Origin of the sequence: Rheinheimera sp. MMS21-TC3 (assembly GCF_032229285.1) — a bacterium.
Taxonomy (GTDB): domain Bacteria; phylum Pseudomonadota; class Gammaproteobacteria; order Enterobacterales; family Alteromonadaceae; genus Alishewanella.
In genome coordinates this window covers 1,726,727-1,747,988 of record NZ_CP135084.1, presented here as the reverse complement: position 1 = coordinate 1,747,988, position 21,262 = coordinate 1,726,727, and the positions used below count along the sequence as shown (strand labels likewise).

25 protein-coding genes and 1 pseudogene are annotated in these 21,262 nt (G+C 41.6%); 9 read left to right on the top strand and 17 right to left on the bottom strand.

The features are described from left to right. Nucleotides 1-97 precede the first annotated feature (97 nt). Complete coding sequence (locus RDV63_RS08695) at nucleotides 98-1,465, top strand: NAD(P)/FAD-dependent oxidoreductase (RefSeq protein ID WP_313909109.1); 1,368 nt, start codon at nucleotides 98-100, stop codon at nucleotides 1,463-1,465. 85 nt (nucleotides 1,466-1,550) lie between these two features. On the opposite strand, the gene RDV63_RS08690 is transcribed toward RDV63_RS08695, so the two are convergent. After that, nucleotides 1,551-2,240: an MOSC domain-containing protein gene (locus RDV63_RS08690; RefSeq protein ID WP_313909108.1), complete on the bottom strand. Its 690-nt coding sequence runs from the start codon at nucleotides 2,238-2,240 to the stop codon at nucleotides 1,551-1,553. A gap of 165 nt (nucleotides 2,241-2,405) precedes the next feature. On the opposite strand from RDV63_RS08690, the gene RDV63_RS08685 reads away from it, so the two are divergent. The 3 genes and pseudogenes from RDV63_RS08685 to RDV63_RS08675 form a co-directional block, all read left to right on the top strand. Continuing rightward, nucleotides 2,406-3,875, top strand: coding sequence for a protein adenylyltransferase SelO (locus tag RDV63_RS08685; protein WP_313909107.1), 1,470 nt, complete (start codon nucleotides 2,406-2,408; stop codon nucleotides 3,873-3,875). A gap of 112 nt (nucleotides 3,876-3,987) precedes the next feature. After that, nucleotides 3,988-4,380 (top strand): MAPEG family protein, encoded by a 393-nt coding sequence (locus RDV63_RS08680; RefSeq protein WP_313909106.1) that lies wholly within the window; start codon nucleotides 3,988-3,990, stop codon nucleotides 4,378-4,380. A 160-nt stretch (nucleotides 4,381-4,540) separates the two neighbouring features. Continuing rightward, a pseudogene (locus RDV63_RS08675) lies at nucleotides 4,541-5,077 on the top strand (SDR family oxidoreductase); the annotation flags it as partial. A 62-nt stretch (nucleotides 5,078-5,139) separates the two neighbouring features. Here RDV63_RS08675 and RDV63_RS08670 read toward each other — a convergent pair. From RDV63_RS08670 to RDV63_RS08660, 3 genes are read right to left on the bottom strand one after another with little or no spacing between them, the layout of a single operon-like run. Continuing rightward, nucleotides 5,140-5,568, bottom strand: coding sequence for a hypothetical protein (locus RDV63_RS08670; RefSeq protein WP_313909105.1), 429 nt, complete (start codon nucleotides 5,566-5,568; stop codon nucleotides 5,140-5,142). A gap of 33 nt (nucleotides 5,569-5,601) precedes the next feature. Next, nucleotides 5,602-5,883, bottom strand: coding sequence for a hypothetical protein (locus tag RDV63_RS08665; RefSeq protein ID WP_313909104.1), 282 nt, complete (start codon nucleotides 5,881-5,883; stop codon nucleotides 5,602-5,604). 37 nt (nucleotides 5,884-5,920) lie between these two features. Further along, entirely contained in the window at nucleotides 5,921-6,187 is a 267-nt protein-coding gene (locus RDV63_RS08660; RefSeq protein ID WP_313909103.1) for a hypothetical protein, read from the bottom strand. 217 nt (nucleotides 6,188-6,404) lie between these two features. On the opposite strand from RDV63_RS08660, the gene RDV63_RS08655 reads away from it, so the two are divergent. After that, nucleotides 6,405-6,752: a hypothetical protein gene (locus RDV63_RS08655; RefSeq protein ID WP_313909102.1), complete on the top strand. Its 348-nt coding sequence runs from the start codon at nucleotides 6,405-6,407 to the stop codon at nucleotides 6,750-6,752. Further along, the gene (locus tag RDV63_RS08650; protein WP_313909101.1) at nucleotides 6,746-7,300 is read left to right on the top strand and encodes a hypothetical protein; all 555 of its coding nucleotides are present in this window, start codon (nucleotides 6,746-6,748) and stop codon (nucleotides 7,298-7,300) included. The genes RDV63_RS08655 and RDV63_RS08650 overlap by 7 nt, the downstream gene beginning before the upstream one ends. A 214-nt stretch (nucleotides 7,301-7,514) precedes the next feature. On the opposite strand, the gene RDV63_RS15275 is transcribed toward RDV63_RS08650, so the two are convergent. From RDV63_RS15275 to RDV63_RS08635, 4 genes are all read right to left on the bottom strand, one after another. Beyond that, a complete protein-coding gene (locus tag RDV63_RS15275; RefSeq protein WP_409934855.1) occupies nucleotides 7,515-7,562 on the bottom strand; it encodes a hypothetical protein in 48 nt (15 codons plus the stop codon). Between the two features lie 166 nt (nucleotides 7,563-7,728). Beyond that, a complete protein-coding gene (locus RDV63_RS08645; RefSeq protein WP_313909100.1) occupies nucleotides 7,729-8,058 on the bottom strand; it encodes a hypothetical protein in 330 nt (109 codons plus the stop codon). Continuing rightward, nucleotides 8,051-8,761, bottom strand: coding sequence for an RHS repeat-associated core domain-containing protein (locus RDV63_RS08640; protein WP_313909099.1), 711 nt, complete (start codon nucleotides 8,759-8,761; stop codon nucleotides 8,051-8,053). The genes RDV63_RS08645 and RDV63_RS08640 overlap by 8 nt, the downstream gene beginning before the upstream one ends. Nucleotides 8,762-8,918: 157 nt before the next feature. Beyond that, complete coding sequence (locus RDV63_RS08635; protein WP_313909098.1) at nucleotides 8,919-9,086, bottom strand: hypothetical protein; 168 nt, start codon at nucleotides 9,084-9,086, stop codon at nucleotides 8,919-8,921. Nucleotides 9,087-9,241: 155 nt separating this feature from the next. Here RDV63_RS08635 and RDV63_RS08630 point away from each other — a divergent pair, with 155 nt between their 5' ends. Continuing rightward, entirely contained in the window at nucleotides 9,242-9,568 is a 327-nt protein-coding gene (locus tag RDV63_RS08630; protein ID WP_313909097.1) for a hypothetical protein, read from the top strand. A 60-nt stretch (nucleotides 9,569-9,628) separates the two neighbouring features. After that, complete coding sequence (locus RDV63_RS08625; RefSeq protein ID WP_313909096.1) at nucleotides 9,629-10,108, top strand: hypothetical protein; 480 nt, start codon at nucleotides 9,629-9,631, stop codon at nucleotides 10,106-10,108. 12 nt (nucleotides 10,109-10,120) lie between these two features. On the opposite strand, the gene RDV63_RS08620 is transcribed toward RDV63_RS08625, so the two are convergent. Both RDV63_RS08620 and RDV63_RS08615 read right to left on the bottom strand, forming a co-directional pair. After that, nucleotides 10,121-10,390 carry a hypothetical protein gene (locus RDV63_RS08620; RefSeq protein ID WP_313909095.1) on the bottom strand — a complete coding sequence of 90 codons (270 nt, stop codon included), beginning with the start codon at nucleotides 10,388-10,390 and terminating at the stop codon, nucleotides 10,121-10,123. Between the two features lie 47 nt (nucleotides 10,391-10,437). Continuing rightward, nucleotides 10,438-11,616: an RHS repeat-associated core domain-containing protein gene (locus tag RDV63_RS08615; RefSeq protein ID WP_313909094.1), complete on the bottom strand. Its 1,179-nt coding sequence runs from the start codon at nucleotides 11,614-11,616 to the stop codon at nucleotides 10,438-10,440. Here RDV63_RS08615 and RDV63_RS08610 point away from each other — a divergent pair. Next, nucleotides 11,587-11,901, top strand: a complete 315-nt coding sequence (locus RDV63_RS08610) for an MAPEG family protein (protein WP_313909093.1) — start codon at nucleotides 11,587-11,589, stop codon at nucleotides 11,899-11,901. The two genes, RDV63_RS08615 and RDV63_RS08610, sit on opposite strands and share 30 nt — an antisense overlap. A 113-nt stretch (nucleotides 11,902-12,014) precedes the next feature. Here the strand turns inward: RDV63_RS08610 and RDV63_RS08605 are convergent, their stop codons facing one another. From RDV63_RS08605 to RDV63_RS08575, 7 genes are all read right to left on the bottom strand, one after another. Then, nucleotides 12,015-12,269 carry a hypothetical protein gene (locus RDV63_RS08605; protein WP_313909092.1) on the bottom strand — a complete coding sequence of 85 codons (255 nt, stop codon included), beginning with the start codon at nucleotides 12,267-12,269 and terminating at the stop codon, nucleotides 12,015-12,017. A gap of 3 nt (nucleotides 12,270-12,272) precedes the next feature. After that, nucleotides 12,273-16,283, bottom strand: coding sequence for an RHS repeat-associated core domain-containing protein (locus RDV63_RS08600; protein WP_313909091.1), 4,011 nt, complete (start codon nucleotides 16,281-16,283; stop codon nucleotides 12,273-12,275). A gap of 18 nt (nucleotides 16,284-16,301) precedes the next feature. Continuing rightward, entirely contained in the window at nucleotides 16,302-17,276 is a 975-nt protein-coding gene (locus tag RDV63_RS08595) for a hypothetical protein (RefSeq protein WP_313909090.1), read from the bottom strand. Next, on the bottom strand, nucleotides 17,261-18,358 hold the full coding sequence (locus tag RDV63_RS08590; protein ID WP_313909089.1) for a hypothetical protein: 1,098 nt from the start codon (nucleotides 18,356-18,358) through the stop codon (nucleotides 17,261-17,263). The genes RDV63_RS08595 and RDV63_RS08590 overlap by 16 nt, the downstream gene beginning before the upstream one ends. Nucleotides 18,359-18,364: 6 nt before the next feature. Further along, a complete protein-coding gene (locus RDV63_RS08585; protein WP_313909088.1) occupies nucleotides 18,365-18,658 on the bottom strand; it encodes a PAAR domain-containing protein in 294 nt (97 codons plus the stop codon). A gap of 29 nt (nucleotides 18,659-18,687) precedes the next feature. After that, a complete protein-coding gene (gene tssI, locus RDV63_RS08580; RefSeq protein ID WP_313909087.1) occupies nucleotides 18,688-20,505 on the bottom strand; it encodes a type VI secretion system tip protein TssI/VgrG in 1,818 nt (605 codons plus the stop codon). An 87-nt stretch (nucleotides 20,506-20,592) separates the two neighbouring features. Beyond that, on the bottom strand, nucleotides 20,593-21,090 hold the full coding sequence (locus RDV63_RS08575; RefSeq protein ID WP_313909086.1) for a type VI secretion system tube protein Hcp: 498 nt from the start codon (nucleotides 21,088-21,090) through the stop codon (nucleotides 20,593-20,595). Between the last annotated feature and the right edge of the window lie 172 nt (nucleotides 21,091-21,262).

The following is a 21,262-nucleotide window of genomic DNA, read 5'->3' as shown; positions in this document are numbered from 1 at the left end:
AAAAACCTTCTATAAAACACTGCGAAATTAGCCATTTTTGTTATTTTCACCCAAATAGTGTAAAATCGGCAAGTTTTTTGCAACACAGGAGAAAATTTTGTCTAAAAAACGTATTGCTATATTAGGTGCAGGCCCAAGTGGTTTGGCACAACTAAGAGCCTTTGAAGCAGCTAAAAAAGCAGGAAAGACTAACCTACCAGAAATTATTTGTTATGAAAAGCAAACCGATATAGGCGGCATGTGGAATTACACTTGGCGTACCGGTTTAGATAAAAACGGCGAACCCGTTCACGGCAGCATGTATCGTTATCTTTGGTCTAACGGGCCTAAAGAATGTTTAGAGTTTGCTGATTATAGTTTTGATGAGCACTTTGGCAGCGCTATTCCCTCTTACCCACCACGTGCGGTTTTAAAAGATTACATTATGGGTCGCTTAGATAAAGAAGCGATTAAAAAATACATTCGTTTTGAGTGCCCTGTACGTTGGGTAGATTATGACGAAGCAACAGAAATGTTTAGCGTTACAGTAATGAACCACAAAACAGAACAACAAGAAACAGAACAATTTGATTATGTTGTGGTTGCTACTGGTCATTTTTCAACGCCTAACATGCCGTATTTTGAGGGTATAGAAGCCTTTCCGGGTCGTGTTTTGCATGCTCATGATTTTAGAGATGCCTTAGAGTTTGCAGATAAAGATATATTAATTATTGGCTCTAGTTATTCGGGTGAAGACATTGCATCGCAGTGCTATAAATACGGTACTAAATCTATCACTATAAGTTATCGTAGCAACCCTCTAGGTTTTGCTTGGCCCGACAATATAGAAGAACGACCATTATTAACCCATTTTGAAGATAATGTTGGTTTTTTTAGTGATGGCAGTAGTAAAGCTTTTGATGCCATTATTATGTGTACTGGCTATTTATTTCATTTTCCATTTTTACCGGATGCTTTGCGCTTACAAACCCACAACTGTTTGTATCCAGATAATTTGTATAAAGGTATATTTTTTCAAACCAACCCTAATCTGATTTATTTAGGCATGCAGGATCAATACTATACCTTTAATATGTTTGATGCTCAGGCATGGTATGCCCGCGATGTAATGCTAGGTGATAAAGTATTACCTAATGCGGAACAACGCTTAAGTGATATCCAGCATTGGTTGCAGCGCTATGAAAAAGTAGCAGATTGTAATCAAGAGATAGATTTTCAGGGAGCTTACATTCGCGACTTGTTAAACGCTATTGATTACCCTGACTTTGCGGTTGAAAAGCAAGGTGAATTGTTTAAGCAATGGTTACTGGATAAACAAGAAGACATTATGCGTTTTCGTGAGAAAACCTATACTTCTACCATTACTAATACAACGGCAACTGAGTTGCCCGAGCCTTGGCTAGAGATTAAAGACGACTCGTTAGAAAGCTTTATGGCGCTTGATTTTGTTGAAGTAAAAGACTAGTTACTAAGGATCACTTGGTTAACCGCCAAGTGATCCGCACTCTATCCCTAAGCTTAATCCTTAAGCTTAAACTCTGGGCTTACTTTTAGCTCAAAGTGTTATCCACCCCATGCAAACGAAACTGCCAATTCTCAACTTTATTTGTTGCAATACGCTGCTCTACTTTACTTAACCAACTCGCGGAAAGCTTAGTTTGTTGGCGTAAGCTTGCTAAATGCTGTTTATTTAAAGGATCGGTAAAAAATAAGCGGCAGGTTTCAGCCACACTAAGGGCTTGTGCTAAGCGTTGCTGTAAAATAAGCGGCTCATTAATACTGACTTGCCCTGGCTGAATAATTCTATATAGCCAACCGCAGTGGCCACTTTGCTGCATATCTACCGAAATATTATCATTATCCCAGCGTTTATTTAATTTATAACAAGGTGAGCGTGGCTGGCTAACTTCAATAATAGCGTCGCCCCATTGATAGCGATCACCTATATACACATTATTTTCGGTCATGCCGGTAGAGCTAATGTTTTCACCCATGCCTGGTGGTTGCCACGCTATGCTAGGATACTTATTTAGCCAATAAGCATAATGCTCTAAAGGATATTGATGTAAGGCGCGCTCTAATCCACCGTGGTGCTTAGTATCGGCTGAAGCATCATCTGTTAAGCCATGCTTAGTTAAATATACCGCTTGCTCTACTGCTTGCTTATTTATGGCAGTATGAATGCCATAGCGAATTTCCGGTTTACCGCGATACACGCCATTAAGATAAAATGTTGTCATGTAAATGCTATCCAATTAACGATAAACTGTAGGCTATCAGGTTACCTAAAGTTGAACTAGGCTTTGAACCTAGTAGTTTTTTATCCAGTAACTTTGTATCTAGTATAGTGCTCTGTACACTGTACAGCATGGTATTTATCTCGCTATTAAAATAGGCTCTTTTTTATGAATGAATTTAAGGTTGATAATAGCCTAGCAGCTTTAGCTACGCCATACAGTAAAGCTTGCATGCCAACAGCAGTTCCTGCACCACAATGGCTGGCCTTTAATACCGATTTAGCAGCACAAATACAGCTACCTAAAACATACTGGCAAACCGATGCTGGACTCGCCCTATTTAGTGGTAATGCCGTGCCCGATTGGGTCACGCCAATTGCCCATGCTTATGCCGGCCACCAATTTGGCCACTTTGTACCGCAATTAGGTGATGGCCGCGCCATATTATTAGCCGAGGTTATAACCAACAACGAACAGAGAATGGATCTACAGCTAAAAGGGGCTGGCACCACGCCCTTCTCGCGTCGTGGTGATGGCCGCTCGCCGCTTGGCCCTGTGCTACGTGAATACTTAGTTAGCGAAGCCATGCATGCGCTTAATGTACCGACAACCCGCGCCTTAGCAGCAGTAATTACTGGCGATTGGGTGCAACGCGAAATTGCTGAGCCGGGCGCCATTCTAACCCGCATGGCCAAAAGCCACTTTCGTGTTGGTAGTTTTCAGTTTTTAGCTAATAGAGGCGATAAAGAGGAGCTTAAAACCTTTACCGATTATGTTATTCAACGTCATTACCCCGAGTGTTTACAGCAAACTAATCCTTATTTAGCGTTTTTGACTGCAGTTATTGATAAACAAGCTTATCTCATTGCGAAATGGATGAGCATTGGCTTTATTCATGGCGTAATGAACACCGACAATATGAGCATAAGTGGCGAAACCATCGATTATGGTCCCTGTGCTTTTATGGATAACTTTAATCCTGCCCAAGTGTTTAGTTATATCGACAGCCAAGGTCGCTATGCTTGGGGCAATCAACCTAAAATGGCTAATTGGAATTTAGCCCGCTTCGCAGAAACCTTATTAGCGCTAATTGATGAAAGCCAACAGCAAGCCATTACTTTAGCCAGCGAAGCAGTACAGGGTTTTGCTAAGTTAAATGAAGGCTATTTTTTAGATTTAATGGCGAAAAAAATAGGCTTACAGCAAGTTACGGCTAATGATGAAGCCTTAATAGGTAATTTGTTAAAGATATTGCAAAACGATAATTTAGATTTTAGCCAAAGCTTTAGGCTATTAAGTCAAAATATCACAGACACAACTAACGGCTTAACACCTTTAGTCACGCACACAACTGAATGGCAAAGCTGGTTAGTTGCATGGCAACAGCGCTTAGCCCAGCAAGATATTAGCCTTAGTGAAGTAAAAACTAAAATGGACGCGACTAACCCTGCAATAATTCCGCGTAACCATATTATTGCTAAGGTAATACAGCAAGCCACTACAGAGGGCGATTTAAGCTTATTTAATCAATTAAAACAGGCGTTAGCTTCACCTTTCACTTTGCAAGAGGCCGATAGCTTTTTGGCTGCACCACCTAGCAAAGATGAAAAAATTAAAAATACCTTTTGTGGCACTTAAAACAAACACAACACAGAATATTAGCTAAGCTTTAGCTTAATTAGCTAGTTTTCACTTAACTATTTTACTTAACTATTTTACTTAACTATTTTACTTAAGAAGAGAGCACATTATGCTAGCGTCATTATTAACCAGTTTATTAGTTACCATGTTTTTACCTTACCTTGCTAAGGTGCCCCTTGCCTTTGCCATAAATAAAACCGGCCGCTACGATAACAATAATCCCAGAAAACAACAGGCAGCTTTAGATGGTTTTGCTGAGCGCGTCAACGCGGCCCATTACAATAGTTTTGAAGCCTTAGCTATCTTCGCCGCTGCGGTGTTAATAACAGCACAAAGCGGCCCTGTTGGCAGCTTAAGTGTTACCCTAGGCTGGCTATTTGTACTTAGCCGTGTTGGTTATTTATGCTGTTATTGGTTTAACTTAGCAAGCTTACGCTCGCTAGTTTGGTTTTTAGGTATGGCATGCTGCTTTGCTATGCCAATTATTGCTTTATTTGTTTAGTTCACTTAGTTAGCTGCGCTACTTTTCACCAGAAGAGCGAAGCTGCAGCACTTAAGGAATTAACAGTATATTAATTAACTCTGACCCATATTATGACCCCATATTAAGGACTTATTATGGCTCGTTTACAAGATAAAGTGGTTATTATAGCGAGCAAGATTGGCAAAAAATGATTACCAGCACTGGGCAGCAGTTTGGCCCTGTGAATGTGTTGGTTAATAATGCTGGCATTACCATGGCGAAGTCTATTCTTGAGACGTCTTTAGAAGACTATCGGCGCATTGTTGATATTAACCAAGTGTCGGTATTTTTGGGTATGAAAGCGGTTATTGGCTCAATGAAAAAAGCTGGTGGTGGCTCTATTGTTAATATTTCATCTATTAATGGCTTAGTTGGCGGGGCTATTGGCTATACCGATTCTAAATTTGCCGTTACCGGTATGACCAAAGCCGCAGCTTTAGAGTGTGCTGCTTTTGATATTAGGGTGAGCTCGGTACACCCTGGCGTAATAGAAACACCAATGATAATGCAAGCCGACACTAAAGACGCCGTTGCAGCTTTTGCTAAAACCATTCCGTTAAAACGCTTAGCCAAAGTGGAAGAAGTTACGCAATTAGTTCTTTATTTAGCCTCAGATGACTCTAGCTACTCAACCGGCTCAGAGTTTGTGGTTGATGGCGGTTTAACAGCACAATAAACACCCAGTGGAATAATTAACCCCTAACAGCTAAAGCTTTTGCTGTTAGGGGTTATATACTTTTAACTTATTTCATGTGCCCTAGCATCAATTTCAAGCGGTGCATCGGCATAACCATATTGCATCACTTGAGCAATATAGCGGCTTAAAAAAGCCTCGGCAGAGCCTGCCTGCTCATATTGATAAACATGGCGTAATTCATGAGATAACAAACGGGGAGTTAAATGGCCCTGCTTTATATAAATGCCATAGCCTAAGGTTAAGCCTATAGTGTCATCTGTTAAAAAGCCTTGTTGTTGACACAATGCAGCAAGTTCGGCCTGTGCAGGCCGCTCTATAGCAGGCACTTGCGCTATAAATACCGCTTCAGGCTTTTCCACCCCAACCTGCTTGGCTATTGCTTGCTCGGCATCGGTTAAAGAGCGGCCTGTTTTAGCAATCACATGTTGTTGCTGCTCAACCCAATTGGCCGCTAAGGCAATAATATTCATTGAGCGTCCTTGGTAGTTTGTAATAAAACGCTATTAAGAGGCTTCTTCTAGTAGATCTAGCTTTTTAAAATAGGTTTTAAGCTTTATTAAGCCAGACTCTAATTCAAACTGTTGGATATTTGCATTTTTAAATTTAGTTGCATTGGTAAAGTGGCGATTAATCATCGCGGTTATGCCTGCAAACCCGTCAGGCGAACTAGCCGACAATTCAATCAATAACGGTGTTACTTTTTGCCACTGCTCTTCAATATCAGCCGGATCTTTATGAAGCTGTTCCATAATGTCAATCAGCACTAAGCGATTTTCTTGTTCCATTAATACTAACTTTCCTATAATTAATTACTTCCTACGCTTATCGTGCGAAACTTCGATTTATTATATCTCCTGTTTTTATATCAATTTCATAGGAAACAACACGTCCATATTTTGTTTTTCCGCCAAGAGGAGTGCCTTCTTCAGGAGCAAACTTTGGAATAAAAGTAATAATTATATTTTCAGAGATATTTATGGACACTGTAAAGTTGGTAATTTTATAGTCAAATGTCAAAAAATCGGCATATGCATTAACAAGGCTAGGAATAACAATGCCTTCAAAACGTGTATCTGTTGAAAGTTCCAAATCTATCTCCTTCAAAGCTGAATAAGCACTATTAGTAAAAAAAAAGAAAAGAATCAGTAATATTATTTTAATCATCTTTATATTCACTAGTATCTTTAGCTCTACTATCAGCAACGTCAATATCTGGAGGTGAAAAATTATCACTATTAAAATGGTCTAAACTTGGATCGCTGGTTCTTACAATATTATCATTCTCATCAAAAGCAGAGTAATCACCATGTGTATGCCAAGTACCGATATTGTTAAAGCTGTTATAGGGGCTATTGCTGGTGTTCTGTTTGGTATTCTGATAGCACCCGGAACAGTTGCTGTTGTTGCAATTGGCTTAGGTATTGCCGTCGGTATATTTGTTAGCCGACGTTTAAATGACCTTGATTCAGAGTATGAAATTACGAAGTCAATAATAAAGTACCTAGAGCACAAAGAGAAAAAAATATCGAAAACTCTTGTTGATGAGCTTCATAATGTATATTTGATTACAACTGAAAAAATCATTTTGGCTATAAAAATTACAGCAAAGAAAGAGTTAAATAACATTGTTAATGAGGTATTAAGGCCGTGGTAAAGTTGCTAAAACAGCGATTAGATAAGTTAGATGCAACATATTTAGTCGCATTAGGTTTGGCCACATTAATAACGTTGGCTATGAGTTGGTTTATGATATCTTCTGGATTTTATATGATTGTTCAGGAGGCGTTATATCCATATAGCAATTATCCTGTAGTGTTTTTTTCTGCTGGCAATATTTCTATGATCCCTATTTGGTTTGCAATGTGCTTAGCAACATTTATGGGTATTAACGAGGTTGCTCTAACATTACTTGAAAAACCTTTGCTGGCAAAAATAAAAGTGAAGTTAGTAACGGGCATTGCCATTTTGATTGTCGTTTCAGGCGTCACTGTTGTAGTAGATTATATAGTTTGGCAAGTCGCAACGCGCAGTAATGGCTATACTCAATGCCCGTCAGGGACGCTTTTGTTAGGGCATAAGGTTTCATCCGCTTGGGCTAAAGATGAAGCGTTATGCTATAGCAAAGAAGTTAAGTATTTGCTGCCTACAGGCACCCATCAGCAGGTAGTTGAAGTTGCAGAGTATTTAAATAAAAAGCACTGATATTATTGGCTATTTTAGGTATTTAACCTAGTAGCTGAGCTTTTCAGCAAACTTTAATTTTGCCTAACAAGCACGTTAATTTCGCTAGCCTAGCGCTAACAGGTTAGTTTAATCGTAAGCGTAACGTCAATCATGCTGCTAGGTGTGGTTATCGTTAGGCTTACATTTATACCGCCGATTAACCCTATTGGGTCTTGGCTGATAAAACGGCCTGTTATCGGATGTCGATTTTGCTATCGGTTAGGCTTAATGGCGTGCCCAGTTGGTCTAGTTGATAAAAATAGACCTTGCCGCGTTTTATTAACGCTAGCGGTTTATTACTATTTGGCTCGAACAGGTACCAAGTAAACTCGCTGTTGTTATGCTCGCCTAATAAAGTGTTATTCTGCCATAGTTAATGAGTTCATTTATGTACGTTAATTTTAGCTTTAACGATTAAAAGAGCATGATTTAACTGAAAAATCTTTTTTACTTACTACACAAATTCCTCCTCCTCCGCCAAGAATTTTAGTAGTTACCGGCTTTCTTAAATAAACCTCATAATCAGAGTCATTTTCGATGAATGTAACTAAAATCTTGTCATATTCTATTACGTAATTATTTGCCTTTAAATGCAGTTCAACTGCTTGCCAAGCTTGTAGGTAAATACCTGATACAGTTGTTTTTACTCTCAGTTCATCAAGTCTAACCTTATCAGTAATGTTCATTGAAGACATCGTAATCAATCCTATTATTAATACAGAAATATAACTAATCACTAGTAACTTTCCCTAACTCATAAACTTGATTATCAATAAATGAGTATTTCTTAAACAAACCTTTTGGTGTAACTAAATACCCATCTACTTTCAAATCGTTTGCATATGGAATGTCTCCATACCAATCATCATAGTCAGGATCGTAAGCATTTGAAAAGTTTTCACTATCATAAAGTACATTATATGCACCATGTGAGTGGTAATATGCAACAGCTTCAGTTCCCAACGGTACTGAATCTGGGCCTCCTGGGTCAACTCCGTCAACAGTGCCTTTGATTGGTTGTGTAAAACCATATGTCCCATTTTGTCGTTTAAAGATCATTCCACCATACTCAAGATCTTCGTCTATAGAACGCTGAAAAATTAATTTTGAAGCACTTAAAGCAGCTGCATCAGCAGTTTTAAATTCCTTACAACTCAACCCCAACGGATCTACCCAGTTAATATGATTCGGTGCATATTGGTAGTGGTTTATACCGCCTATTAACCCTATTGGATCTTGGCTGATAAAGCGGCCTGTTGTTGGGTCGTAGTACCTGAAGTGGTTGTAGTGTAGCCCGCTTTCGTTATCAAAATATTGGCCTTGAAAGCGGATTGGGTTGTCGATTTTGTTAACTGTAACAATGGCTTTGCCAAATACGCTGTACTGGGCTTGCCAGACGATGTTGTTGTCGCTGTCGGTTAGGCTTAATGGCGTGCCCAATGGGTATAGCTAATAAGGAGCTAACCAAATAGCTCAACACACTCAGATGATATAAAATTAGTCACAGTCATAATTTAACAAGTTATTAATTAACTACGACCCCTTTTTTAATAACGCGTTACTGAATCGTGGCCATTTTCGCTATTAACTATGCTAGTTAATTGGTTTTAACAATTGTAATAATTGGATCTGACCCCGAAGGTTGGCATTTTTTCTCGGCGCCCTGCTGGCGGCGGTTTTTAGCCAAAAGCTGATAGTGAATGTCGGGCATGCCCGCAGTTTTTCTGCCTTTTCTGCGCTCATGGTAATGGCCTTCCTTGGCCATACTTTACATTATGATCCCTGGTTTTGGGCCATACTACGTTTACTGTCTGGCTTCGCCTTTTACGCACTGCTGATAGTGCTGGAAAGTTGGCTAAATGAAAAAAGCAGCCACATGACCGGGGCCGGATTCTGGCGGTATACACAGTAGTGTTTTTTATGGCTACCGCTCTGGGTCAACTGATTTTAAGCCTGAACGTAACATCACATCTGGTGTTTGTTCTGGGATCAGTGCTTGTGCTGGCGTCGCTGTTTTTAGTTGCGATTACCCGAATCAGTCAGCCTGTGTTGCAACCTTTTGAGCGCTACAGCTTGCCCAGGGTATTACATATTGCACCGCTCGCGCTGGTAGGCAGTATAATTGGCGGCTTTTTTGTCGGCGGTTTTTACACCATGATGCCGGTATTTGTGCTGAATATGTACCAACAACAATCAGTTGTAGCGTCATTTATGGCCATTTCGATACTTGGTGGTTTATTGGCATAATGGCCGGTTGGCACTTTATCCGACCGCTACGGCCGGCGTAAGTTACTGGCATGGGCCGGGTTGTTTAGTGCAGCCATTTGCTTGCTACTGGCGCTGCTGGCAACGCAACTTTGGTTATTTTATTTACTTGGTTTTTTGCTTGGCACCAGCCTGTTTAGTATTTATCCGCTTAGCGTGGCGCGCGCCAACGACAGATTAGACCACGGCAAAGATTTGGTTGAAATTAGCCGCAGCTTGCTGTTTGCCTATGGTATTGGCTCGTTTTTAGCCCCGTTAATATTGGGCGCCGTGTTAGGTATATCAGGCGGCCTGTTTTTTACTGTTTTAGCAGTAGCCGCACTGCTATTGGGTGTTTATGCCTTAAGCGCAGAGCGCATAGCTAATGAGCAGCTAAGTGTGTTTGTTGCCGTGCCGGCAGCCTCAGGTGCATCACTGGCACAAATGGACCCGCGCCAGGACGAGCAATGGGTAGAGGCGCATAAGCCGGACTATCCTGAGGAAACAGATGCTACCAAGCCTGCAGGGGTTAATGATGACTAACAACCAGATATTTCACCTGCCATAATATGCGTTGACAATTTTCAGGTCAGTTTTTCTAAGTTCAACAACATAAGTCTTTTTACCAATACTTCCTCTTTGACCTGCAGGGTAATCAGCAGGTTGGTAATAAACAATCCAGTTATTATCATCTTCCATAAGCGTGATGTTGTAACCCGATATACCCAGCCTCTCATCGTCAACCCGCTCACCAGCAAGCTTAATAACATCAAAATGCGACGCTTTAATTGATAATACTTCTACAGGCGCTTTAATCTCTGACAATGTGGAATTCTCCATAAGCATAAGTAGTACAATAGACGATAAAATTTTCATTCTTTTAACACCGAAACAGTTCCGTCTTCCGGATTGAATACCTTAAATAACCCTCCGGGTGTTCCTAAATAGCCCCGATAGCCTGATATACCGCGAGCATCCGCACGGATCCCCGAGTAATCGCCCGCTGAAAAGTTATCACTGTTAAACTCATCACGTAAAGGATCACCTGTTCTGATTGCAGCTCCGCTAACTCTGTCTATCAATGAATAATCACCATGCGTATGGTAGTCACCAACCAGTGTTGCGCCATCGGGTATAACTGCATCATGCGGGTTGACGCCTTGATCAGACCCTTTTACGGGGCCGGAAAAACCGTAATTGCCGTTTTCATCTCTGTATATTAACCCTCCGTATTCAAGATTGTCAGTAATTGATAACGGATTAGCTAGCTTCAAAGCAGCATTAGCAGCTTGGTCTTGGGTACTGAAGACATTTACAGCATTCTCTTTGCAACTCAGCCCCAATGGATCTATCCAGTTGATATGGTTTGGCGCATATTGGTAGTGGTTGATGCCACCGAGCAGCCCTATTGGGTCCTGGCTGATAAAGCGGCCGGTTTCGGGGTCGTAGTACCTAAAATGGTTGTAGTGTAAGCCACTTTCGTTGTCATAGTACTGGCCTTGAAAGCGGATGGGGTTGTCAATTTCATTAACCGTTACAGTGGCTTTACCGAACACAGTGTAATGCGCTTGCCAGACAATATTGTTTTCGCTATCAGTTAAGCTGAGCGGTGTGCCTAACTGGTCTAACTGGTAAAAATACAACTGGCCGCCGCTTATCAGTGCCAGCGGTTTATTAGTGTTTGGCTCAAACACATACCAGCGGTATTCACCCTGACAGTATTCGCCAATCAGCGTGTTGCCTTCCCACAGATAATCAGTACGCCCGGCGGCGGTAATTTTGGCGCTGCGCCGGCCAAAGGCGTCATATTCGTAACGCGTAACAGCATCATTCTGCTGCAATGCCGTTAGCTGGTTAAAGCCATTGAACTCGCGTTGCTGACGTTTGCCCGGTGCGGTGGCAGCTAGCTGATTACCGTTATCGTCGTATTGATATTGGTTTTCGTGAAAACGCAGTAAACGGCCCTGCTTTACCTCTATGCCGTCACCTGTGGGGTTACCAAAGCGCCACTGGCTTTTGCTATGCAAAAAGCCGGCGGTTATGACAACCATAACCCGCGCGCACAGCAAGCCAGCCTGACCGGCTTTGGCCAGCGCGCTAATGCGGCGCATTACAATAGTTTTGAAGCCTTGCTGATTTATGCCTGCGCCGTATTCAGCGCCATAGCACTTGAAACAGTGGATAGCACCACAGTGATTTTAGCTTGGGTATTTATCGTCAGCCGGCTGGCGTATCTGGTGTGTTACTGGCTGGACTACGCCACCACCCGCTCCGCAATATGGATTATCGGTATGGTGGCGGCGTTTTCGATTGCAGTTAGGTCGGTGTTGCAATAGGTACAGCTGTTTAGTGATAGCCGATAATAAAACCACTATAACTTCCCCCCCTTATTAACCGATGAGAGCTGTCTTTTCGTTGTTTTTGACGGTTATGATGACAAAGCAAGCACCTATCCCCAAAAGTGAAACATCTCATCTATCATCTTACGCTCCTCATCACTGAATGGAAAATAATCTGAATTAGTCTTTCTATATGCCATCAATTCTTCGTGTAAAAAGCGAAAGCTAACTCTTCCAGCAGCCTTAAATTGAACTAAATAATCAAGAAATCTCTGGAGCTCTTTAGCATTAGCAATATGCTTTCTAAAAAAAACCTCTAAGTCATTAATTGCTTCATTACAGGGATAATCAGACCTTATACTCATTACTTAATCCTCTGGTAACACTTCTGTGTTCCTGTATTTTATTATTGCACCATCGGCATGAAGTTGTTGCGCACCACCCGCACCAAATTCCGGATAAGCTGATGTAAACGGCTCAGGAGCCTCTCCAGGCTTATCACCATAAGCTGTTGGCACCCGTACTGACGGAACCCCACCTTTATCAAATAACTGAAGTGTATCAAACTCACTTCGTAAGCGGCTGTCACTCCATGATCTATCCTCAGGATCTAGCGGATTCACGTGTCGCTTAGTCTTAATTTGAAAAGCATCTGCAGCTTTAGTACCAGAATCATATTTCTCAAACCCAAAGTATGTTACTCGTCCTTCACCTGATTGAATTATTTTATCTCCCCATTCGTTCAACGTCCCGTCATCATTTAAATAACGGTCATAGCGATAGGCTGTAGAAGGTAATGTAGCAAGCGGGCCTGACGGCCCAACATAAAAATCTACACCGCTTTCCTTCGCACACAACCCCAGCGGATCAATCCAGTTGATATGGTTCGGCGCGTATTGGTAGTGATTTATGCCACCTAGCAGCCCTATCGGATCCTGGCTGATAAAACGGCCGGTTTGTGGGTCGTAGTAGCGGAAATGGTTGTAGTGTAACCCGCTTTCGCTGTCATAGTACTGGCCCTGAAAGCGGATTGGGTTGTCGATTTTGTTCACCGTCAGCGTGGCTTTACCAAACACAGTGTAATGCGCTTGCCAGACGATGTTGTTGTCGCTGTCGGTTAGGCTTAATGGCGTGCCCAGTTGGTCTAGTTGATAAAAATAGACCTTGCCGCGTTTTATTAACGCTAAAGGTTTATTACTATTTGGCTCGAACAGGTACCAAGTAAACTCGCCATTTTGGTGTTCGCCTAATAAGGTGTTGTCTTGCCATAAATAGTCAGTACGGCCTTGGGCGGTTATTTTAGCGCTGCGCCGGCCTAAGGCGTCATACTCGTAACGCGTAACTGAGTCATGGCCATTTTCGCTATTAAACAGACTAGTTAATTGATTAAAGCCATTAAACTCGCGTTGCTGGCGTTTGCCACTGGTGCTAAAACTGGTTTGGTTGCCACTGGCATCATATTGATACTGATTTTGCTGATAACGAAGCAGTCTGTCTTGTTTTACTTCAACATCATCACCTTGCGGGTTGCCGAAGCTGTCCCATTGGTGTTGCTCGTTTTGGCTGCTGTCTTGGTTGTGTTGTTTACTGGTTAGTTGGTCAAGGGCGTTATAGCCATAGCTAATTTCACCCTCTTGATTGTCTTTTATGGCAATAACTTGGTGCAAAGCACTGTATTGATATTCACGCTGTCGTGTGTTTTGGCTTGCGTCTTTAGTTGGCTCTGGCTGCCACTGCTGCTGCGTTAAGCGATTAAAAGCATCATACTGCTGATTAAGCACTAGGCCATTTTGGTATTGGCGTGATATTTCACGGCCTGCGTTATCGTATTGGCACGTAAATAACGGTTGCTGGTTTAATGTAAGACTTTCTAACTGGCCTTGTGGGGTGTAAGCATAATTCAGCGTATTGCCATCGGCTAATGTTAGCGCGGTAATACGGCCACTGCTGTCATACTGATAACAACTTCGCCAGTCATCTTGCCATTGCTCGGTTATTTGGCCATTGCCATTATAATTAAACCGTAACTTGCGCTGACCATTACTGGCGCGCAGTAAGCGGCCTAATTTATTGTAATGAAAATGGTTATTATGAATTTGCTGTTGGTGCTGGGCAACTTGCTCGATTATGCGGCCACGCTGATCACGTTTTAGCTTTATTTTCCGTTGGTCGGCATCAGTTGCTTGGCTGACTTTTCCGCTGGCGTCGTATTGAAAATGCTGCGCCCTACCATCAAAGCCGGTTAAGGCAACAGGCCGCTCTTGGCCATCGTAATCTATAGCGTAACGGGCGCCGTCACTGCGCATAATGGCAGTGAGGTTGCGCTCTTTGTCATATTCATAATTCAGGGCACTGCCATCGGCTTGTAACATTGTTACCGGTTGGCTTAAGCCTTCATAGCGCCATTGTATTTTATGTTGCAACGGGTTTTGTTGGCTAATTAAGCGCCCAGCGATATCATATTGATAATCAATACAGCTAACTTGCTCGGGTTGGGCACTACTGTATTGGCGCTGTTGGATAATTTGACCCGCATTATTGCGCTTAAACTCAGTTATTAATCCAGCTGCGTCTGATATGCCATTTAAGCGCCCTAGTTTATCGTAACTATAGCGCTCTACAGCATGGTGTTGTTTAACCGCTAACAATTGGCCTTCATCGTTATGATGATAGAGAGTTGACTGGCCATCAGGATTTATCTTCTTGGTTAGCTGACCGTCAAGATTATATTCATAACGGGTGCTGCTACCGTCGGGTCTAATTTCTGCTTTTAATAAGCCCCCCGAGGTATATTCACGTTGCCAATGATGGCCTTCGGCATCAATAAAACCGCAACGTTGGCCAAGATCGTTATAACTAAAATGACTAATAGCACCATCACCTTGCTCTACCGTTTTAAGCTGGCCTAGCTCGTTATAGTAAAAGCGGTTTACAGCGCCATTAGGTTCGGTTTCAGAGACTTTTTTACCGGCACTATTCCAGCTATATAGCCAAGTTGCGCCATCTGGGCCCATTTTTTTAACTAATTGATTACGTGCATTATGCACATATTGCCAACACTGGCCGCGGCTGTCGGTGCTGGTAGTAGTATTACGCTGCTCATCATACTGGAAGTGATAGTCATAATAACCGTCATCCCCCCAGTTACGAATGCACTTGGCCGCAGGGCCTTGGCCTTGCCAAGCAAAGTAATGCTTAAAGCCACTGGCACGCTGACGCTCGGTAATTAAATGCTGTTGGTACTGATAATGTTCAACTTGGCCTGCAATATTGATGGCGCGGGTTAAGTCTAACTCTGTATCGTATTCATACGCCGCTAATTGCTGTTGTATGGGGACTAAGCCGTGTTCACCTTGCTCTACAGCATCGATACGTTGCAATAAGCCTTGGCTATTATAATGCAGTTCAATACCACGTTTACGGGTATAATCTATGCGACTTAGACGATTTTGTTTATCGTAATAACACTGTAAAAAATGACCTAGGCTGTCTAGGATCTGATGCAGTTGCCATTGTTGTTGTTCTTTTGCTGATGGCACAAACACCCATTGGCTATTGTCTGGCTTTAATAGCACTAAACTGCCATTTTTTTCGTAGCGTAGGGCTAAGTCTTCAGAAAGCTGATAACTCGTTTGACCAAGCTTAGGAATAGCAAAGTGTAACCGTCGGCCTTCTTCATTATGCAAATATAAGCCATTTTGTTCAGGCTCGTCTTTTGATTGAATAGCGACAATTTTGACATGGAAGTTACTGCGCCAACCAAAGCCCATGCCAATATTTTCATGGCTTTGGCTTGAACGATACGTTCGAATAAAGTTTAAAGGCACAGGACCAGGTAAGCTAAAGTCGGTTAACTCTAAAATCTCTTCCCCAGTTGCCATAGCAACCGGATCGCCACAGGTTTCTACCTTTGCATTTTCAGTAATAGCCGTACCAGCAGCATTGCTACCGGCTTGGTCTGATACTGCTGTAGCGTCTTCGTTTGTCGTTTCACTGTTATCTGTACGGCCTCCTTGATTGGCCGCTTTGGCTTTAGTGGTAGGCGCAGGGCCCATAGTTTGCGATTCAGGTAAAGCCACTGGCTTAGGCGCAATTTCATAAATAAACACTTTGCGCGCCATAACCGCACTCGCAATAGCTTTATAGGCTTGCTTAGTAGCTTCAATAGAACCACCACTATGCAACGTGGGTACACCCAAATAGTCTAAAATAGCATTTAATGGTGTTTGTAAATTAAATTGAAACTGCTGCTGTAAAAAACCTGCTGCATCTGCTGCAGATGGGAAGCTTTTTGCCTCGCCAGCATTAGGCTCAGCCTGCGTGCTAAGCTGAAACACTGTGCCATTTTGATTTTGTAACTGAACAGATTGCACCGACATGTTATTTTAACGTCCTTGTTACTGAACTACAGATTGATAATTAAAAACAGATACAGCTCTATAGGAGCGCTCAGCGATTTCACAGTGTAATAATGGCGCCGTTAAGCGTTGTTGTTCAAAACCTAAATACATATGTAACAACCGATATAAGCCACCTGCTGCACCAAGTTCACCGGTAAAGTAACCTGGAAACTCAAACTGAGTTTGTTTGTTTACAACACCATGTAACTGTTGATATTGCTCTGACCAAAAACTAGTTAACTGTGGCTCGCCGGTATCGGGCAGCATAATATAGGCTAATTGTTGTTTCATTGATTTAGCCACATGCAAAAACAAATGGGCTAACGCGGCATCTTGTTGTGCTGAGTTTGCATTAGCCCCCACTGCTGCAACATTAGCGTCTGCTGCATGCAAGCTATTAATTAAGCCTGTATTAGCAGCGGTTAAGCAAAGTGCAATAGCGGCCTCTGAGGCTACCGCTTCTGGCTGGAAATATTGCCTTGCTAGCCAAGCTTGTAAGCGGCTGATAACAGCTAAGCTATCTACAGCCACTAACCAAACTTTGCTGCTATTTTGGCTAGTTAAGCGTGCTCTAGCAGCAGCAAACGCCATTAATGCCGACGCTCGGCCAAAGGGAAATACTTTGCAATGTTGATTGCGCAATAATGCCGGAAACTGGCGCATAATGGCTTGCAATAATTGCTGTAGCTCAGGGTTATCTACTCCGGAAAACTCTGGCAACAATAAATAAACTTCGTTGTCGGCAATGCGATGTTCTATGCTGGGCCATAAGGTATTAAGAAGCGTAATAATGCGATCCGCTAATTGTGATGCAGGCTGTTCATCGTCAATAAAATTGCTTGGTAAAGAATAACTTTGCCAACGATAGTCCTTAGCTGGAATTTCATTTATTGCTAATGTCATTGCATGGTCGGTATTGGTGGTTTTACCGGTTACAACTACATAGTCACAAATCGTTATTGGCAATGCCATGCACCACCCAACAAGGTATCTGGCTCACGCCAGTAAGTATTATTATCAGCTAAACGCGCATAACAAGCTGCAATACGACGCTGTAACTGGTTCCCCTGCTGCCATACTAAAGCTAGAACTGTTGAATTTAAGGTATGCCCCGCAAGGTATTTGCTATTTGCATTCAGGTGTAAATTAGCTAGTAAATTTACGTCACATAATAACGAGTCAGCCTCAATAACACCAAGGATACAACCTAAACTGTCGGTTGCTTCTTCACTAGTATCGGCTTGTTGCGCTAACTCAAGTAATAAAGCAATAAACTTAGCTTTACCACTGATAGCTAAAGCTAAAATTGCTAAAGATTGAGTCGCAATATTATTAATCAGGTAATTAATTATTTCCGTTTGTTTACTCTCTGGTGCAGAGATCAGTAATAACATTAAATGTTCTGGCTTAAGTTGTTCAGTCTTAATTAACTGACTAATTAAGGCTAGCTCGCAAAACCGTTCTGATTGCTTGTTATTACTTGCGGTTTCATTAAATCCATTGTTGTAACTATGTAGCGCCATTTTGGTATAGACCATTAGCGGATCAGTTGGTAATAAACGAATTAAAAGCTGCTGCAGCTCAGGCTGTAACTGCGGTTGTGCTGAACAAACGATATACCATAATGCTTGACCGGTTAATGGCTGTGAAAAGCAAAACGGGTTTAACTTTAGCTGCAACCTAGCGGCTAGCTGCCAAAATAAACGACTGTATTCAGCTTCTGGATTATGTTGAAAGGCTTTAATAAATTCATCAAGCCAAGTTGGTTGCAGTAACACTTTTATTTCGGTTAATAGCAACCAAGCACGATCATTGTTGATAAACTCATCTAGATCTGCAAGGTCTAAGGGGGTGACATTGTCTTGATCTAACCAATTAAACCATGCCGGTAACTCTGAGCTGTTTTCACGCTTGAGTAACAATTTAATATTAGTGATTAACTTTAAATCATGCTGCCTAATTTGCTGCAGCCCAACATAGCGGCTGTCAACTAACTGTAAACGTTGCGCTAGTAGTAAACGGGTATTATCAATTAGGCTTTCATCTACTAACATAGTGCGTTAACCACCAATTAAAACATTTGGAATACCCAAAATAATTTTGCCACCATGGGCCGTTGAGTCTCCTAATCGAGCCGCATTTTTACCATTAATAAATACCGTTGAAGAACCGCTATTAATAGTATCTGGCGGGCCAACACAGACTAATTTATCTCCTTTTCTTGCAGCTGGGATCCCGCATATACTCACATTAGGTGAGCCAGCAATTATGGGACCACCAACATGAGGTACTGGCCCAGGTTGCACTTTAGGGCATAAATGCATCATACCGATCACAGCAGCAGGTTTACCCATATTTACATTCCTTAAGGCTATTTGAAGTTTTAATTAATACTAACTTTAGAGCCTTTAATCGTAATGTTGGTGCCTTTAATATCAATAGAACCGTCACTTTTCATTGAAATAGATGCAGCGCCAGTTTTAATGGTAATAGCGTCACCGGCATTAATTACCAACTTTTTGCCCACTTTTAAGGTATCACCACCATCGATAGTGGTTTTACGATCTTTTTTAACATTAACGGTATCATTGCCTGTGATCGCTGTTTTACGATCATTGCCAATAACCCTTTGCTGATCATTTTCAACTTGCAGTTCAAAATCTTTTTCGGCGTGTAAATACAGTAGTTCTTCGCCCTTTTTATCTTCAAAGCGAATTTCATTAAAGTTTGCATCCCCGCCTTTTTCTGTAGAGCGAGTTTTTATACCCGATTGAGTTTTTTCATCAGGTAAACCATACGGCGGCATATGATCAGAGTTATAAACAGCACCAATAACGATTGGCTGATCAGGATCACCATTTAAGAATTCTACTAAGACTTCTTGATCACGTCGGGGATAAAAGAAAGCCCCCCACTTTTTACCCGCCCAATTTTGGCTAACTCTGATAGGACAAGAGCTCTGATTATCTGTAATATCACTGCGATCCCAATGAAACTTAACCGTAATACGACCTAGTTCATCAATTGAGATTTCTTCATTACCTTTACAAGTGACAGTAGCAGTTTGTACACCATGAATAATAGGTTTAACGCAGCGTAATTGAGGCCGGTAACAAACCTCTTTGGGCACACAATAAAATTGGTTGGTAATAGTTTGCTTAGCAGACTTGCTGGCCCCCGTTTGACTAGCAATAGCCGCAGTTAAAATAACTTCGGTTAATACATATTGTTTACCTTGTTCTGCTTTATCTTCATGCTTAGTAATGGTAAAAGTTTTGCCAATACTAAAAGAACGACAATTACTAGCACCTTGGCGACGTTGTGAATCACGTTGTAATGCATCTAAGCGGATACCGGCTATTTTTTTACCACGGGTATGGACTTCTGATTCAGCTTCATAACAAAAAACTTCATAATCGGCATGGCCATTAACTAAGTCACCACTCGCCACCTCCCCAGTAGGTAAAGCAGTTGGTTTTTTTAAATCGTATCCACGCTGGGTATATTTGCCTGGCGCCATAACAACAGCATCTTGCCAATAATGAATATGCGGCTGCGATAAACTCCCGCTATAAACCTCTACTTTAGCTTCAGTGCCTGGCTCGTATGCTGAGGCGCTGTCAGCTAAAATAAGCTTATGACCACCACTAGTGTGTTCAAAATAGTAAAAAATACCTTCTTGTTCTAGTAAGCGTTGTACAAACTCCATATCGCTTTCTTCATACTGCACTTTAAAGTCATACTTAGGATAATTCCCAGCTTTTACTTTAGAGGCCGCATCAATTTTAACACCATGCTCTCCAGCAATTTTTTCAACAATCTTTAAAACACTTAACGATCTAAAGATCCGGCTATTAATCTTATGCTGCATATACCATGCACTAGGCACAATAGTTAAACTGATATCTCGATATTCAGCGCCGGCCGCTTCGGGTTTCACGCGATGGCCGAATAAACGAACATCAGCAACCATACCGTGAAGATATCGTTGTTTTTTACCACCTAACTCTAAGGTGATTGTCACTTCCTTACCTATTAACTCATTAGGTTTTACCGTCCGGCCATTACTAAATACCTCGGCTTTTAGACTAAATAAATCAGATAGCGCTTCTTTATATACAAAACGCGTAAGAATGACAGCATCTTTACCCAAAGGGGTGTCAATTTTGATGCTATTTTCGTCTTGACTAGCCTGTTGCATCCATTGCCTCAATAGTAGACTAAGTTGATAGGTAAAAAAGTGAATAAACACTGGTGTGTGAACCACACCAGTGTATAGGCAAACTGATTACAGTTTAGAACCTTTAACGCCGCTGTAACCATATACCAATGGTGCAGTAACGTTGTTTTTGTCGTCTGTAGGTGTAACAGTCATCATTAATTCTGTGTAGCTAATAACGATTGTTTCAATTGGACGATCGCCTGAAACTGACATCTGATAGCTGCTGATCATTGCATCAGTTAATTCAATTTTCATGATCTCTTCAACTTTATCGCCTTGCTTGGTGATATGAAAAACAGCTGGTTGACCTTTACCAATAGTCGCTTCTTTGAATAAATCTGGTGATGCTTTATCTTGTAACTTAGTGATAACGATATCATTTAAGCGAGTAGCACTTGCTTCACGGTCCATTGCGGTACCAGTAAATGAAGTAAGTTCACGATGTGTACCCCAATCCATAGACAATACAGTGATCATGTCTTTGAATTCTTCCGCAGTTGTTTCACCCTTAATAGAACCATATTCTAAGTAGGTATTTGCTTGCATGCTATGCTCCTTTTGCATATTTAAACAGTGCCCATTGTTGGACACAAATTGGATCTGGGCAAAGTGTTACCCTTTGCGCATTTAAAGCCTACAATTTCATTACGCACAAAGCACAATAAAAAAACATAAAAATAATAACTATTAATACTAAGCGATAAAAGCCAACAAATTATACCTTCTGCAAATTTAT

Coding starts and splice junctions, on each gene's coding strand:
- RDV63_RS08655 (WP_313909102.1), top strand. CDS start 6,405: ATGTGTATGCCAAGTACCGATATTGTTAAAGCTGTTATAGGGGCTATT.
- RDV63_RS08605 (WP_313909092.1), bottom strand. CDS start 12,269: ATGAGTATAAGGTCTGATTATCCCTGTAATGAAGCAATTAATGACTTA.
- RDV63_RS08610 (WP_313909093.1), top strand. CDS start 11,587: ATGCAAAAAGCCGGCGGTTATGACAACCATAACCCGCGCGCACAGCAA.
- RDV63_RS08670 (WP_313909105.1), bottom strand. CDS start 5,568: ATGAATATTATTGCCTTAGCGGCCAATTGGGTTGAGCAGCAACAACAT.
- RDV63_RS08595 (WP_313909090.1), bottom strand. CDS start 17,276: ATGGCATTGCCAATAACGATTTGTGACTATGTAGTTGTAACCGGTAAA.
- RDV63_RS08590 (WP_313909089.1), bottom strand. CDS start 18,358: ATGTTAGTAGATGAAAGCCTAATTGATAATACCCGTTTACTACTAGCG.
- tssI (WP_313909087.1), bottom strand. CDS start 20,505: ATGCAACAGGCTAGTCAAGACGAAAATAGCATCAAAATTGACACCCCT.
- RDV63_RS08585 (WP_313909088.1), bottom strand. CDS start 18,658: ATGGGTAAACCTGCTGCTGTGATCGGTATGATGCATTTATGCCCTAAA.
- RDV63_RS08575 (WP_313909086.1), bottom strand. CDS start 21,090: ATGCAAAAGGAGCATAGCATGCAAGCAAATACCTACTTAGAATATGGT.
- RDV63_RS08680 (WP_313909106.1), top strand. CDS start 3,988: ATGCTAGCGTCATTATTAACCAGTTTATTAGTTACCATGTTTTTACCT.
- RDV63_RS08630 (WP_313909097.1), top strand. CDS start 9,242: ATGGCTACCGCTCTGGGTCAACTGATTTTAAGCCTGAACGTAACATCA.
- RDV63_RS08635 (WP_313909098.1), bottom strand. CDS start 9,086: ATGGCCAAGGAAGGCCATTACCATGAGCGCAGAAAAGGCAGAAAAACT.
- RDV63_RS08665 (WP_313909104.1), bottom strand. CDS start 5,883: ATGGAACAAGAAAATCGCTTAGTGCTGATTGACATTATGGAACAGCTT.
- RDV63_RS08600 (WP_313909091.1), bottom strand. CDS start 16,283: ATGTCGGTGCAATCTGTTCAGTTACAAAATCAAAATGGCACAGTGTTT.
- RDV63_RS08685 (WP_313909107.1), top strand. CDS start 2,406: ATGAATGAATTTAAGGTTGATAATAGCCTAGCAGCTTTAGCTACGCCA.
- RDV63_RS08615 (WP_313909094.1), bottom strand. CDS start 11,616: ATGGTTGTCATAACCGCCGGCTTTTTGCATAGCAAAAGCCAGTGGCGC.
- RDV63_RS08690 (WP_313909108.1), bottom strand. CDS start 2,240: ATGACAACATTTTATCTTAATGGCGTGTATCGCGGTAAACCGGAAATT.